The organism is Comamonadaceae bacterium M7527, from assembly GCA_021044545.1.
In the GTDB taxonomy this organism is placed as follows: Bacteria; Pseudomonadota; Gammaproteobacteria; order Burkholderiales; family Burkholderiaceae_C; genus RS62.
In genome coordinates, this window is record CP087990.1 from 1955303 (window position 1) to 1969697 (window position 14395).

The window sequence follows — 14395 nt, forward strand, 5'->3', positions numbered from 1 at the left end:
GGGGGGAGGCTCATACGCCGAGCATACGCTCACCGCGAATGCAAAAAGGCTGGGCGGTGCAATTTGCTGCAACACGCGTGACAAAGCGCTGGTATAAAGATTGGACACGAGAAACCATATGAGGTACCCCTTGGACTACAGCCGTTACCAAACACTGAACATCACTCGTCGCGAGCATGGCGTCTTGGACATAGAGATGCGTTGCGACGGTCCAGGCGGCAACGGTAAGCTGCCAACAGCCGGCCATGCTGGCCACTGGGAGCTCAGCGAAATATGGCGCGATGTGGGCAAAGATGCTGCGGTTAAAGCGGTGGTGCTGCGCGGCAGCGGCATGGGGTTTTCAGGCGGTGGCGACCTTGATTTGGTGCAAGACATGGCCAATGACTTTGAGGTGCGCACGCGCGTATGGGCCGAGGCGCGTGACTTGGTCTACAACATCATCAATTGCGACAAGCCTATCGTCAGCGCCATGCATGGGCCCGCAGTGGGCGCGGGCTTGGTAGCCGGTTTGTTGGCGGATATTTCCATAGCCGCAACCGACGCCAAAATTGTGGACGGACATACGCGTCTGGGCGTGGCCGCCGGCGACCACGCCGCCATTGTGTGGCCGCTGCTGTGCAGCATGGCCAAGGCCAAATACTATTTGTTGTTGTGTGAGCCCATTAGTGGCCAAGAGGCTGAGCGCATTGGCTTGGTGTCTCTGACTGTGCCTAAGGAAGCGTTGCTGGACAAAGCCTACGAGGTGGCGCAGCGCCTGGCACGGGGCAGCACCACAGCGATACGGCTGACCAAGTATGCGCTTAACAACTGGCTGCGTCAGGCTGGGCCAACGTTTGACACCAGCTTGGCGCTGGAGTTTATGGGCTTTGGCGGCCCAGACGTGCAAGAGGGTGTGGCATCGTTGCGTGAGCGGCGCGCGCCCAATTTTGAATACAACACGACCTCAACCACTAGGAAACAGTCATGAACGATGCCACCGGATTTACTGCATTTGTGCCCGGCTTTGACTTTATTAAAAACCTGGGGCGGCAAGCCAGTGCTGCGTCACCTAACGCGGCTATACCCGGCATGGCGTGGGTAGCCCCCACCTTTGATGTGGAAGAGTTGGACAAACGCATTAAAGAGCTCCAATCTGTGCTGTTTTGGCTAGAGCAAAATGCCAGAGCGCTAAGCGCCACCATACAAGCGCTAGAGGTGCAAAAAATGACGCTGTCAACGCTTAAAAACATGGACGTGGGCATGGACGAGGTGGCCAAGGCCATGCATGTGAATCCGGCTGATCTGTGGTCAGCCTGGCAAACCGGTGGCACAAAGACTCACGCCACTGCGCAGTCCAAGTCTCAGCCAAAGTCAAGCCATACAGCTGATACCGCTGATGCAACAGAAGACACAACAGAGGGCACGGCGACTGGCGCCACCGGTGACAAGAGCAAAGAAGCCGTAGATCCCACGCAGTGGTGGGCATCGGTGAGCCAGCAGTTTCAAGACATTGCGGCCAGCGCCATGCAAGATATTTCAAAGGCTGCAGCGCAGGCCAATGCCATGGCTCAGGCGACCAGCAAATCGGCCAAACCCGTCGCCAAGAAGCCTGCCACCAAAAAAGCGGCGGCTACAAAAGCAGCACCTGCCAAACGCGGCCCTGCCAAGCGCCCAGTCGCCAAAAAGGCCAGCGCACGAACAGCTGCTACCAAGCGTCGGGCTTAGGTCTTATGAGCACGCGCAGCACTTTTGCGCACGCGCACGCCACCCATCCGCAGTGGCCTATGGCCTGTGCATTGGTGGTGGCGCAGTTGCGTGCGCAGCTGGGCACGCAGCAGCATGCCTTGCTGCACGGTGAACAAATCGCGGTCGGGCTGGTTTACATCACAGACCATTACGCCCAACATGGGCAAGCTTTGTTGCGAACCCTGGCTGAGGCCTTCCCAGATGTATTGCGTTGGGTGGGAACTGTAGGTATTGGTGTGGTGGGCACAGGCGTGGAGTACATGGACGAGCCTGCGCTGAGCATCATGTTGTGTGACTTGCCACCCGATCAAGTCGAGGTGTTTAGTGGCTTGTCGCCTTTGACCGCCAGTGGACGCAGCCATTGGGGCTGGTCTGCCTGTAGTGCGTTGTTGCATGCCGATGGCGCTGCCCCCGACTTGGCTGACCTGGTCCAAGAGCTGGCGCAGCGCACCACACACAATGTGGTGTTTGGCGGCTTGGCATCCAGTCGGTTTGATGCGGTGCAGTTTGCCTACGAAGATGCGGCGGCCGTGGGGCACACCTCGCGTGGAGGCATGTTATCGGGCGGCTTGAGTGGCCTGTTGTTTGGCCCGGATGTGGCTGTTAGAAGCCGTGTGACGCAAGGTTGTCGCCCCATTGATTCAGCGCATGCCGTGACGTCAGTGGACGGGCGCGTGGTGCTGTCTTTAGACGATGAGCCTGCCATGGATGTGTTGCTGCGTGCCTTGCGCATAGACGGTACAGACCGTGAGCAATTGGTGGCCATGTTGCGCCACACCCTGGTCGGACTTGAGTCGGCGCAATGGGTGGGTAATGGCGACTTGGTGCAAGCCGAGCGCGTGCAAAGCACGATGGCCAAGCGCGCAGGCTTGTTTGGTGCTCAAACGCGGGTGCGCCATATCGTGGGCTTGGATGTGGCTCGCAAAGGAGTGGTGGTCGCCGATCAAGTGTTGGTGGGCGACGAGTTGCAGTTTTGCGAGCGCCACGTGCAAGCTGCCAGAGCCGATTTAACCCGCGTGTGCGCCGATATTCGCGAAGAGGTGGAAAGCGCAGCCTTGACAGCAACGACTGGGCCATATGCATTGGCGGATGCCAGCGCGTTCCAGTCTGCACATGTGCGTGGTGCTATCTACATCTCTTGTCTGGGCCGAGGTGGCGAGCACTTTGGTGGCCCGCATGCAGAGATGAAAATCGTGCAACACGCCTTGGGTGACGTGCCCGTGGTTGGCTTTTTTGCGGGTGGTGAAATTGCCCATCAACACATACTGAGTTACAGCGGTGTGTTGATGGTGTTTGGCTAACGGGCGTTAAACGCCTCTTGCCCTGTCGGCGTGAAACTGCGCTACAAATGCGCCAAAGCGCCCAGCATCCAGAGCGTCACGCATCTCTTGCATGAGGTTCAAGAAGTAGTGCAGGTTGTGAATGCTGGCCAGCATAGGGCCCAGCATTTCGCCGCAGCGTTCTAAATGGTGCATGTAGGCGCGTGAGAAGCCACCGCTGACTGAACCGTTGGCATGCGTGACACCTTTGCAGCAGTAACAAGTGCAGGTCTCGTCAATAGGGGCCTGGTCTGTCTTGTGGCGCGAGTTGCGAATTTTGACGTCACCGAAGCGGGTAAACATATGGCCGTTGCGCGCATTGCGCGTGGGCATGACGCAGTCAAACATATCGATGCCGTTTTGTACGCCAGCAACCAAGTCTTCCGGCGTTCCTACACCCATGAGATAGTGCGGCTTGCCCTTTGGCAGTTTGGGGCCAATGTGCTTCAAGACACGCATCATGTCTTCTTTGGGCTCGCCTACGCTCAAGCCCCCAACGGCCAGGCCTGGGAAGTTGAGTTCTTCAAGCCCGGCCAATGACTCTTCGCGCAAGTCTTCAAACATGCCGCCTTGCACAATGCCAAACAAGGCGTTGGGATTTTGTAGGTTGGCAAACTCAGTCTGGCAACGCTTGGCCCAACGCATGCTCAATTGCATGGAGCTGCGTGCTTCTTCGCGGGTGGTGATTTGGCCTTGGGTTTTTTTCTCAACGCTTAAATAAGGCGTGCATTCGTCAAACTGCATCACCACATCAGAGTTGAGCACGGTTTGTATTTGCATGCTGATCTCGGGCGTCAAGAACAACTTGTCGCCGTTGATGGGCGAGGCAAAGCGCACGCCTTCTTCGCTGATTTTGCGCATTTTGCCCAGGCTCCACACCTGAAAGCCGCCAGAGTCTGTGAGTATGGGCTTGTCCCAAGTTTCAAACTCGTGCAAGCCGCCAAACTGCTTGATCACATCGGTTCCCGGACGCAGCCACAAGTGAAAGGTATTGCCCAAAATGATTTGCGCACCCATATCGTGCAAGCTGGTGGGCATGACACCTTTGACAGTGCCGTAAGTGCCCACGGGCATGAATATGGGGGTTTGCACCACGCCGTGATTGAGCGTGAGTTTGCCGCGCCGGGCGTGTGAGCCTGGGTATGTACCTTGCGCGGGGTCGGTGGTGAGTGTTTCAAATTGCAGCATGGCTACATTGTCCCAGACCTTGCGGGTTAAACAGATCGGGACAGCAGCATAGAGTCGCCATAGCTGAAGAAGCGGTACTGCTGGTCAATGGCGTGGCGGTATAGCTGCATGACGTGCTGATGGCCTGACAACGCACTGATCAGCATCATCAGCGTGGACTTGGGCAGGTGAAAGTTGGTCACCAAAGCGTCCACGACCTTGAATGCAAAGCCGGGTGTGATGAATATAGACGTGTCGCCGCTGGTGTGGCCATGCAGTGCCCAGCTCTCCAGGGTGCGTACCGAGGTGGTGCCTACTGCGATCACCCGCCCGCCTCTGGCTTTGCACGCCGCAATCGCTTGCAGCGTGGCCTGGGGGATTTGATAGCGCTCAGCGTGCATCACGTGCTGGCTCAAGTCGTCTGTTTTGACGGGTGAGAACGTACCCGCGCCCACATGCAAGGTCACGCTGGCGCGCTCTATGCCACGTGCTTGCAAGTCGTCCAGCACGCCTTGGTCAAAGTGCAAGGCAGCTGTGGGTGCGGCAACCGCGCCTGGGTGTTTGGCAAAAATGGTTTGGTAACGCGCCTCGTCTGTGTCGTCGTCTGCATGCGTGATGTAAGGGGGCAGCGGCACGTGGCCGTGTTGCGTCATCACTTGGTAGGCGTCGCGGTCTAACCTAAACCTGAACAAGCCGCCTTGGCTGTCAGGCCAACGTCCTAGCAGGGCGGCCTTAAACCCGGTCATGTCCAAGACGGCGCCAAGCGCTGGCTTCTTATTGACCTTCAAGTGCACCACCACGTGGCTGTTGGGCGCGTGCGGCCCAGCTGCCTCGTCGCCCGCAGGCTCGTTGTCGGCCAGTACACGCTCTATCAGCATCTCTACCTTGCCGCCGCTGGCTTTGGCGCCAAACAGCCTGGCTTTCACCACTTGCGTATCGTTAAACACCAGCAAGTCACCAGCTTTCAACAGGCTTGGGAGGTCTGCAAACAGGCGGTCAACAGGGGTTGGGCCAGTACCGTCTAGCAGTTTGGACTGGCTTCTAACCGGGGCCGGGTGCTGGGCGATGAGGCTGGGCGGCAGCTCAAAGTCAAAGTCGCTGAGTCGAAATGTGGTGGGTTGCTGCGTGGCTTTCATAGGGGCTTTCTTGCGGGCACAATTGTCCCATGGATAGCCCGCCAAAGAAGACTGCGCCCGCAAAGCCCGCACCCGCAACACGTGCGCCAGGCAAGGCCTCGCGCGCAGCTGTTGGCAAACCTAAAAGCGCGGCACAACAAGCGCTAGACAAATTGGGTTTGCGCGCACCCATGGATTTGGCGCTGCATGTGCCCATGCGCTATGAAGATGAAACGCGCGTGAGCCGCCTGCGCGATGCGCCCGTTGGTGAGGCGGTGCAAATAGAAGGTGTGGTGACCAGTTGCGAGGTGGGCTTTAAGCCTAGGCGGCAGTTGGTGGTGCAGCTGCAGGAGGTTCATGCTCAAGGCCAAGACGATGGCAGCAGAACCATTTGCACCTTGCGATTTTTTAGTTTTTATCCGTCTCACCAAAAGGCCTTGGCCGTAGGTCAGCGCGTGCGCGTGCGCGGTGAGTTGAGGGGTGGGTTTTTTGGTTATGAGATGGTGCACCCCTCCATCAAGCCAGCCGACGCCGCTTTAGCGGTTGCACTGACACCGGTTTATCCCAGTACAGCTGGTTTGCCGCAGGCCTACTTGCGCAAGGCTGTGGCCAAAGGTTTGCAGCGCGCCGACTTGACAGAAACCCTGCCGCACAAGGGCTTGCAGGCTTTGCACCACTTGGGTTTGCCGTCCAACTGGACGCTGCGGGCCAGCTTGGAGTTGTTGCACCATCCCACGCCCGACGTGTCGCTACAAGCGTTGGAAGACAAGGCTCATCCGGCATGGTTAAGATTAAAAGCCGAAGAGTTGTTGGCCCAGCAGCTTAGCCAATTGCAAGCACGCGCAGAGCGCGCCAGCATGCAGGCACCAGACTTTGCGGTGGGTGCCAAAGCGTCTTGGAGCGCCGAGTTGCTAAAGGTCTTGCCCTTTGACTTGACCGCCGCACAAAGCCGTGTGGTGCGTGAAATCAGCCAAGACATGACGGCCAGCACACCCATGCACAGATTGTTGCAAGGCGATGTGGGATCCGGCAAGACAGTAGTGGCTGCGCTGGCAGCCTGTGCGGCCATGCAAGCCGGCTGGCAATGCGCCCTGATGGCGCCCACAGAAATTCTGGCCCAACAGCACTTTGTGAAAATGCTGCAATGGTTGCAGCCGCTGCTTGAGCGTCACGGCAAAACCGTGGCCTGGCTAACCGGCAGCCAAAAGAAAAAAGATCGCACCGCCATGCTGCAAGCGATAGCCAGTGGGCAGGCGGCGCTGGTGGTGGGCACGCACGCCTTGATACAAGAGGGTGTGGCGTTTAACAAGTTGGGCTTGGTGGTCATTGATGAGCAGCATCGTTTTGGTGTGGCCCAGCGTTTAAGCCTGCGCCACAAACTGACGCACACGCACAACGGTTTGCAGCTGTCGCCCCATTTGCTGATGATGACGGCCACGCCCATACCGCGCACCCTGGCCATGAGCTACTACGCTGATTTGGACGTGTCCACCATTGACGAGTTGCCACCCGGGCGCACACCCATAGTCACGCGCGTGTTGCCCAGTGCCAAGCGCGACGAGCTGGTAGAGCGCATACGCGAGCAAGTCACACAGGGTCGCCAGGTGTATTGGGTGTGCCCGTTGATAGAAGAAAGCGAGGCGCTGGCTGGACTTGCGCCACGCCACGCAGGCTCACCAAGAGCTGTGTGAGGCGTTGGGCCAGGGTAGGGCGCAAGCTGATCAGGTCCATCAAGTGCCGACGGCGCTCGGTGATGTACCGCCTCTGGTCGGTTTGATGCACGGCAAGTTGCCGCCTGCGCACAAGCAGGCGGTGATGCAAGGTTTTATTGACGGCCATACACGGGTATTGGTTAGCACCACTGTGATTGAAGTGGGTGTGGACGTGCCCAATGCGTCACTGATGGTGATAGAGCATGCCGAGCGTTTTGGTCTAAGCCAGTTGCACCAGCTGCGCGGCCGTGTGGGGCGTGGCGCCGCAGCATCGGCTTGTGTGTTGTTGTACGAGTCGCCTTTGGGCCAAATTGCACGAGAGCGCCTAAAGGCCATGCAGCAAACCAATGATGGTTTTGAGTTGTCGCGCATTGACCTGGCGTTGCGTGGCCCGGGTGAGTTCCTGGGCGCGCGTCAGTCTGGTGCGGCGCTGTTGCGGTTTGCCGAGTTGGGCGTAGACGACGACTTGCTGGCATGGGCCGCAGATCAGGCCGCTGATATGCTGGCGAACAATAACGCTGCGGCGCAGCGCCACATGATGCGCTGGATGGGCGGCAAGGTGGATTATTTAAAGGCCTGATGCTTGCAGGCTTGTCTCATAAGGGAATCCTGGCGTGACACTGACAGAGTTGAAATACATCGTGGCGGTAGCCAGAGAGCGGCATTTTGGCCGCGCCGCCGTTGCGTGCAATGTGTCGCAGCCCACGCTGTCCATGGGCATTAAAAAACTAGAGGCCGATTTGGACTTGCAACTGTTTGAGCGCAGTGCCGCCGACATTTCACTCACGCCCATAGGCGAAGAGGTGGTGCGTCAAGCGCAAGTGGTGCTGGAGCAGTCGCAGGCTATTCGCGAAATCGCCAAGCGGGGCAAAGAGCCATTGAGTGGGCCGTTGCGCTTGGGTGTCATTTACACCATTGGCCCCTACTTGCTGCGGATTTGGTGCGCCGCGTGATTGAGCAAACGCCTCAAATGCCGCTGATATTGCAAGAAAACTTTACCGCGCGCTTGCTAGAGCAGTTGCGTGTGGGCGACCTGGACTGCGCGGTATTGGCTGAGCCGTTTTCAGATACCAACCTGGAAGTCATACCGCTTTACGATGAGCCATTTTTGGCGGCTGTGCCTGTGCAGCACGCCTTGGCGCAACAGACCAGTGTGAGCGCCGAGCAACTCAAGTCTGAGACCATGTTGCTGCTGGGTAATGGTCACTGCTTCAGAGATCATGTGTTGCAGGTGTGCCCAGAGTTTGCGCGCTTTGCCACAGATGCGCACGGCATACAGCGCACGTTTGAGGGCTCATCACTTGAGACTATCAAGCACATGGTGGCTGCTGGCATGGGTGTCACGCTGGTGCCCCGCTTGAGCGTGCCGCAGGCCTTGCTGGACAAACCACGCGCTGCAGCTGGCGCAGCCAATGTGGCAGACATGCCTTTGTGCGCTATTTGCCGTTTTCGGATGACACGCCCACGCGGCGTGTGGTCTTGGCATGGCGGCGCAGCTTCACGCGTTTGGAGGCGTTGGCCGCACTGCGCCGCGCGCTGGACTCGTGCGCGCTGCCTGGTGTGACACGTGTGCAGAATTTGGGCTGAAGGCTGCTATGACACAACGCATCAAGTTGTATTTGGATTTAATCCGTTGGAATCGCCCTGCTGGCTGGCTGCTGCTGTTGTGGCCTACGCTTGGCGCGTTGTGGGTTGGCGCAGGTGGCTTTCCAGGTTGGCACTTGCTGCTGGTGTTTACCGCGGGTACCGTGTTGATGCGCAGTGCCGGGTGTTGTGTGAACGACGTGGCCGATGCCGATTTTGACAAGTTTGTAGAGCGCACCGCTAACCGGCCTGTCACCACTGGGCGGGTGAGCAAGCCAGAGGCCTTGCTGTTGGGCGCGGCGCTGGCATTGCTTGCGTTTGCCTTGGTCTTAACCACCAGTGCGGCGACCGTGCTGTGGTCTTTTTCGGCAGTGGCGGTTGCAGTGGCTTACCCGTTTGCCAAGCGCGTGGTGTCTATGCCGCAAGCGGTGCTGGGTGTGGCGTTTAGCATGGGCATACCCATGGCGTTTGTGGCGCAAAGCACGCAACTTGATGTGTGGCGTCAGGCCTTTGTGTTACCCGCATCGGTGGGGTGGTTGCTGTTGGCCAATTGGTTATGGGTGTTGGCCTACGACACGGTGTATGCCATGGTCGACAGAAATGACGACTTGCGCATAGGCATACAAACATCGGCCATTACTTTGGGGCGCTTTGATGTCCTGGCCGTGGCTGCGTTTTATGCGGCTCATCTGGGTTTAATGGCCTGGCAACTCAATGTGTGGGCCAGCCAGCCCAGGCTGTGGGCATGGCTATTGGGCGCGGCTATGGCGGCCTACAGTGTGTGGCGAATCAGAGGCCGTGAGCGCAGCGATTGTTTTTGGGTGTTTAAACACAACCACTGGCTAGGCGCTGTGCTGTTTGCGGGTGTGTTGCTAGACGGCTTGGTGTAGCGCAAGGACCTGTACAACCACCCACAACCGCTCGCGCCAAGCTTTCAAGCGCTGCCAAATGCCTCGCCCATGGCCTTTGCGCGTGCGGCACAAGCGCCCATTGCATTTGCCACTGTGATGTTGAGCTGGGCCTGCTCAAATACGGCAATGGCTTCAAATGTCGCACCACCTTTGGAGGTCACGCGCTGTCTCAGTTGCGCCGGGCTCTCATCAGACTGTGTTGCGAGTTCGGCAGCGCCTCTGGCGGTGGCAATGGCCAAGGCTTGCGCCGTATCCGCTGACAAGCCCATGGCTTGCCCGGCCTCAGACATGGCCTGCATCACATAAAAGAAATAGGCTGGGCCAGAACCAGACACGGCAGTGACGGCCTCCAGCAAGTGCTCTTGCTCTACCCACACCAACAAGCCGGTTGTGTGCAGTACCGCTTCAACTTGGGCGCGCTGGGCTGCTGTGATGTGGCTTGCAGCGTAGAGCCCGGCCGCACCCATGCCTACGGTAGAGGGGGTATTGGGCATGCATCGAACCACCTGATTGCTACCCAGCCACGTGCCCAGCGCCGAGGTGCTGATGCCAGCGGCCACACTGATGTGTAAGCACTCAGGACCGAACAGGGCCTTGTTGGCCAATACGACTTCCTTGAGTACCTGGGGTTTGACAGACCAAATCACCACAGTGGCCGCTTGGCTCAGATCGCCTGCGTTGGCCACCACTTGCAGCCCCAATGGCCCAAAGTCATTGATCAGTTGTGCCTTGTTAGGGTCGCTGCGCTGTACCACGCTGATACGCCCAGGGGGTGTGGGTGACTGTAGCAAGCCACCCACGATGGCGCGCGTCATATTGCCGCCCCCCATGAAAACAATATGCTGTTGGCCATGTGTTGTGGAGGGGGGTGTGGAGGGGGGTGTGGAGAGGGTCTGCGTGCTCATGTGTGACTGTCAATAGGTTGCTAGCCGTTTGTTGTGGGCCTGTTTGCCACCCACAGCTTAGGAGATAATGGGGCGCTGGCAGGTGGTTTTAGAAATATTAATAAAAAAAACTTGCGCATGCATCAAAAGCTGCGCTATACTAGCGGGCTTCGCTTCTGAATGTTGCGGAGAAACTTTTCAGCCCAATCAATGCGTATGCAGGGTGCGAACTGGTTTTGCATAAGCAACTCCTTTGCGCGTGCTGTGTATCAACGACGGGCCCAAGACTGATCAAGCATTGCCGTGGTGGTAATGCGGATTCAAGTTGGGACTAAATACAAATGATCCAAACTCAATCTCGACTCAGTGTTGCCGACAACACTGGCGCTAAGTCTGTCATGTGCATCAAGGTGCTAGGCGGTTCTAAGCGTCGTTACGCCAGTGTTGGCGACGTCATTAAAGTCAGCGTCAAGGAAGCCGCTCCGCGTGGCCGTGTCAAAAAAGGTGAGGTGTACAGCGCTGTTGTTGTACGCACTGCCAAGGGCATTCGTCGCCCAGATGGCGCCTTGATCAAGTTCGACGGCAATGCCGCCGTGTTGCTAAACGCCAAGCTTGAGCCCATAGGCACTCGCATCTTCGGCCCTGTCACCCGCGAATTGCGCGGTGAGAAGTTCATGAAGATCGTGTCTTTGGCGCCTGAAGTTCTCTAATAGGACGCTCAAAAATGAACAAGATCCGCAAAGGTGACGAAGTCATCGTCATTGCTGGCCGCGACAAGGGTAAGCGCGGCACGGTTGCTGTGCGCGCTGAAAACGAGCGTTTGGTCGTTGAAGGTGTCAACCTCGTCAAGAAGCACGTTAAGCCAAACCCAATGAAGGGTGTGACTGGCGGCATTATCGAAAAATCAATGTCATTGCATCAGTCCAACGTAGCGATTTTCAACGCTGCGACTGGCAAAGCTGATCGTGTTGGCATCAAGCAGTTGGACGACGGCACGAAAGTGCGCGTTTACAAGTCCAGCGGCGAAGAAATCAAGGTGGCCTAATCATGTCGCGTTTCCTGCAGCAATTCCGCGAAAAAATTTCGCCCGCTCTGATGGAGCAGTTTGGCTACAAGTCACCCATGGAGGTGCCACGCATCACCAAAATCACCCTGAACATGGGTGTGGGTGAGGCGGTTGCCGACAAAAAGGTAATGGACCACGCAGTGTCCGACCTGACCAAGATCGCCGGCCAAAAGCCAGTGGTTACCAAGGCTAAAAAGCCAATCGCTGGTTTCAAAATCCGCGAGTTGCAGCCCATTGGTTGCATGGTGACTTTGCGCGGCGAGAAGATGTACGAATTCCTCGACCGCTTCGTATCCGTGTCATTGCCACGTGTGCGTGACTTCCGCGGTATCAACGGCCGCTCTTTCGATGGTCGTGGCAACTACAACATCGGCGTCAAAGAGCAAATTATTTTCCCTGAAATTGAGTACGACAAAGTTGACGCTTTGCGCGGTCTCAACATCAGCATTACGACAACGGCCAAGACAGATGCAGAAGCCAAGGCGCTTTTGACTGGTTTCCGTTTTCCGTTCAAGAACTGAGGTGACGCGTGGCTAAACAAGCACTACTCCAACGTGAACTCAAGCGCGACATGCTTGCGCAAAAGTTTGCCAAGAAATACGCAGAACTCAAAGCTGTGGCCAACAACGCCAAGCTTTCAGATGAAGAGCGCGATGCAGCGCGTCTGGGTTTGCAAAAGTTGCCCCGCAACGCAAACCCAACGCGTCAACGCAATCGCTGTGGCATCACGGGACGCCCCCGCGGTACCTTCCGTCAATTCGGTCTTGCCCGCGCAAAAGTGCGTGAGCTGGCCTTTGAAGGCAACATCCCTGGCGTGACCAAGGCTAGCTGGTAAGCCGCAGGAGAACCGATATGAGTATGAGTGATCCTATCGCCGACATGTTGACCCGCATTCGCAACGCCCAAATGGTTGAAAAAACCAATGTGGCAATGCCTGCATCCAAAGTCAAAGTCGCGATTGCCCAAGTCTTGTCAGACGAAGGCTACATCGACAGTTTTAAAGTGAACGACAACGCTGGCAAGTCAGAGTTGGTTGTGACCTTGAAGTACCACGCTGGCTCTCCAGTGATTGAGCGCATTGAGCGCGTCTCTCGCCCAGGTTTGCGTGTGTACCGTGGCTCCAAGTCCATCCCGCAAGTGATGAACGGCTTGGGTGTGGCTATCGTGACAACACCCAAGGGTGTCATGACCGATCGCAAGGCGCGCGCCGAAGGCGTGGGCGGCGAAGTGTTGTGCTACGTCGCATAACAGTTCACACCAAGGAGTAACACATGTCGCGAGTCGCAAAAATGCCTGTTGCCATCCCACAAGGTGTGGATGTTGCTATCAGCGCTGACCGCATTACGGTCAAAGGCACACTGGGTGCGCTTGAGCAAAAGCTCAACGCCTTGGTGACTATCGAGAATAAAGACGGTCAGATGACGTTTGCCCCAGTGGATGAATCTGCTGCGGCCAATGCAATGTCCGGCACCATGCGCCAGTTGGTTAACAACATGGTTACTGGTGTGAGCAAAGGCTTCGAGAAGAAGCTCACCCTGATTGGTGTGGGTTTTCGTGCTGCAGCCTCTGGTTCAAAGCTGAATTTGCAGGTTGGATTTTCGCACCCAGTCGATTTCGTGATGCCAGAGGGTATCAAGGTTGAGACGCCAGCGCCAACCGAGATTTTGATTAAGGGCGCTGATCGTCAGCGCGTTGGTCAGATCGCTGCTGAGGTGCGTGCTACGCGCCCACCCGAGCCTTACAAGGGCAAGGGCATCCGTTACTCGGATGAGCGCGTCGTGATCAAAGAGACCAAGAAGAAATAAGGACCAAGACCATGTTGACCAAAAAGGAACAGCGTGTACGTCGTGCAGGTCAAACCCGCGTGCGTATTGCCAAGCAAGGCGCAGCCCGCTTGTCGGTCCATCGCACCAACTTGCACATTTACGCCAGCGTAATCTCTGGCTGTGGCACCAAAGTGTTGGCCTCTGCATCAACTGCAGAAGCCGAAATTCGCAGCCAAATCGGCGGCGCAGGCAAAGGCGGCAACGTTGCTGCTGCAGACATCATCGGCAAGCGTATTGCTGAGCGTGCAAAAGCAGCTGGCGTTGAACAAGTTGCATTCGATCGTTCAGGCTTTGCCTACCACGGTCGCGTGAAAGCTTTGGCCGAAGCGGCCCGCGAAGCTGGCTTGCAGTTCTGATCAGGACGGGAATACAAAATGGCAAAATTTACAGCAGCAGCTAAAAAAGACGCCCCGGAAGACGGACTGCGCGAAAAAATGATCGCGATCAACCGCGTGACCAAGGTGGTCAAGGGTGGTCGTATCCTGGGTTTCGCAGCCCTGTCAGTGGTGGGTGATGGCGACGGCAAAGTGGGCATGGGCAAAGGCAAAGCACGTGAAGTGCCAGTGTCAGTGCAAAAGTCCATGGACGAAGCGCGTCGCAACCTGGTGAAGGCGCCGTTGAAAGACGGCACAGTGCACCACGCTGTATACGGCTCACATGGCGCAGCCAAAGTGATGTTGCTGCCCGCCTCAAAAGGTACTGGCATTATTGCTGGTGGCCCAATGCGTGCGGTGTTTGAAGTGGTTGGCGTCACCGATGTGGTTGCCAAGAGCCATGGTTCAAGCAATCCATACAACTTGGTACGCGCCACCATCAACGCACTCAAAAACCTGTCGACTCCTTCATCAGTAGCTGCCAAGCGTGGCAAGTCTGTTGAAGAGATCTTCAACTAAGGACTTGGCATGAGCACCGATAAAAAAGTGACCGTTCAGCTGGTTCGCAGCCCAATCGGCTGTAAAGCTGACCACCGCGACACCGTTCGTGGTTTGGGTCTGCGCAAAGTAAACAGCACACGCGAGTTGGAAGACACGCCTGCTGTGCGCGGCATGATCAATAAAATCAGCTACCTGGTCAAGGTTCTGTAAG

At 57.1% G+C, this 14395-nt stretch carries 16 protein-coding genes and 2 pseudogenes; 15 read left to right on the forward strand and 3 right to left on the reverse strand.

The annotated features are described in order from the left end of the window. Positions 1-118 precede the first annotated feature (118 nt). The 3 genes from LN050_09515 to LN050_09525 are packed head-to-tail and all read left to right on the forward strand — an operon-like array spanning position 119 to position 3026. Positions 119-967: an enoyl-CoA hydratase/isomerase family protein gene (locus LN050_09515; protein UFS55986.1), complete on the forward strand. Its 849-nt coding sequence runs from the start codon at positions 119-121 to the stop codon at positions 965-967. Further along, a complete protein-coding gene (locus tag LN050_09520; GenBank protein ID UFS55987.1) occupies positions 964-1704 on the forward strand; it encodes a hypothetical protein in 741 nt (246 codons plus the stop codon). The genes LN050_09515 and LN050_09520 overlap by 4 nt, the downstream gene beginning before the upstream one ends. A 5-nt stretch (positions 1705-1709) precedes the next feature. Further along, entirely contained in the window at positions 1710-3026 is a 1317-nt protein-coding gene (locus LN050_09525) for an FIST C-terminal domain-containing protein (protein ID UFS55988.1), read from the forward strand. 6 nt (positions 3027-3032) lie between these two features. On the opposite strand, the gene tgt is transcribed toward LN050_09525, so the two are convergent. Together tgt and queA are read right to left on the reverse strand one after the other, a co-directional pair. Next, entirely contained in the window at positions 3033-4232 is a 1200-nt protein-coding gene (gene tgt, locus LN050_09530; GenBank protein UFS55989.1) for a tRNA guanosine(34) transglycosylase Tgt, read from the reverse strand. A gap of 26 nt (positions 4233-4258) precedes the next feature. Next, positions 4259-5347, reverse strand: a complete 1089-nt coding sequence (queA, locus tag LN050_09535) for a tRNA preQ1(34) S-adenosylmethionine ribosyltransferase-isomerase QueA (GenBank protein ID UFS55990.1) — start codon at positions 5345-5347, stop codon at positions 4259-4261. Positions 5348-5517: 170 nt separating this feature from the next. Between queA and recG the strand changes: the two are divergent. From recG to LN050_09550, 3 genes and pseudogenes are all read left to right on the forward strand, one after another. Beyond that, positions 5518-7618 (forward strand): annotated as a pseudogene (gene recG, locus LN050_09540) (ATP-dependent DNA helicase RecG). A 34-nt stretch (positions 7619-7652) separates the two neighbouring features. Continuing rightward, positions 7653-8625 (forward strand): annotated as a pseudogene (locus LN050_09545) (LysR substrate-binding domain-containing protein). A gap of 8 nt (positions 8626-8633) precedes the next feature. Next, positions 8634-9512 (forward strand): UbiA family prenyltransferase, encoded by an 879-nt coding sequence (locus tag LN050_09550; GenBank protein ID UFS55991.1) that lies wholly within the window; start codon positions 8634-8636, stop codon positions 9510-9512. 44 nt (positions 9513-9556) lie between these two features. Here LN050_09550 and proC read toward each other — a convergent pair whose 3' ends face one another. After that, on the reverse strand, positions 9557-10363 hold the full coding sequence (gene proC, locus LN050_09555) for a pyrroline-5-carboxylate reductase (protein UFS55992.1): 807 nt from the start codon (positions 10361-10363) through the stop codon (positions 9557-9559). 395 nt (positions 10364-10758) lie between these two features. Between proC and rplN the strand changes: the two genes are divergently transcribed. From rplN to rpmD, 9 genes are read left to right on the forward strand one after another with little or no spacing between them, the layout of a single operon-like run. Further along, positions 10759-11127 (forward strand): 50S ribosomal protein L14, encoded by a 369-nt coding sequence (gene rplN, locus LN050_09560; protein UFS55993.1) that lies wholly within the window; start codon positions 10759-10761, stop codon positions 11125-11127. Between the two features lie 14 nt (positions 11128-11141). Beyond that, positions 11142-11462, forward strand: a complete 321-nt coding sequence (gene rplX / locus LN050_09565; GenBank protein ID UFS55994.1) for a 50S ribosomal protein L24 — start codon at positions 11142-11144, stop codon at positions 11460-11462. 2 nt (positions 11463-11464) lie between these two features. Continuing rightward, positions 11465-12004, forward strand: coding sequence for a 50S ribosomal protein L5 (rplE, locus tag LN050_09570; protein ID UFS55995.1), 540 nt, complete (start codon positions 11465-11467; stop codon positions 12002-12004). 8 nt (positions 12005-12012) lie between these two features. Next, complete coding sequence (gene rpsN / locus LN050_09575) at positions 12013-12318, forward strand: 30S ribosomal protein S14 (protein UFS55996.1); 306 nt, start codon at positions 12013-12015, stop codon at positions 12316-12318. A gap of 17 nt (positions 12319-12335) precedes the next feature. Beyond that, positions 12336-12731 (forward strand): 30S ribosomal protein S8, encoded by a 396-nt coding sequence (gene rpsH / locus LN050_09580; GenBank protein ID UFS55997.1) that lies wholly within the window; start codon positions 12336-12338, stop codon positions 12729-12731. Between the two features lie 23 nt (positions 12732-12754). After that, positions 12755-13288, forward strand: coding sequence for a 50S ribosomal protein L6 (rplF, locus tag LN050_09585; GenBank protein UFS55998.1), 534 nt, complete (start codon positions 12755-12757; stop codon positions 13286-13288). A gap of 11 nt (positions 13289-13299) precedes the next feature. Beyond that, entirely contained in the window at positions 13300-13665 is a 366-nt protein-coding gene (gene rplR, locus LN050_09590) for a 50S ribosomal protein L18 (protein ID UFS55999.1), read from the forward strand. Positions 13666-13683: 18 nt separating this feature from the next. Then, positions 13684-14202, forward strand: a complete 519-nt coding sequence (gene rpsE, locus LN050_09595) for a 30S ribosomal protein S5 (protein UFS56000.1) — start codon at positions 13684-13686, stop codon at positions 14200-14202. 9 nt (positions 14203-14211) lie between these two features. After that, complete coding sequence (rpmD, locus tag LN050_09600) at positions 14212-14394, forward strand: 50S ribosomal protein L30 (GenBank protein ID UFS56001.1); 183 nt, start codon at positions 14212-14214, stop codon at positions 14392-14394. Position 14395 lies beyond the last annotated feature (1 nt).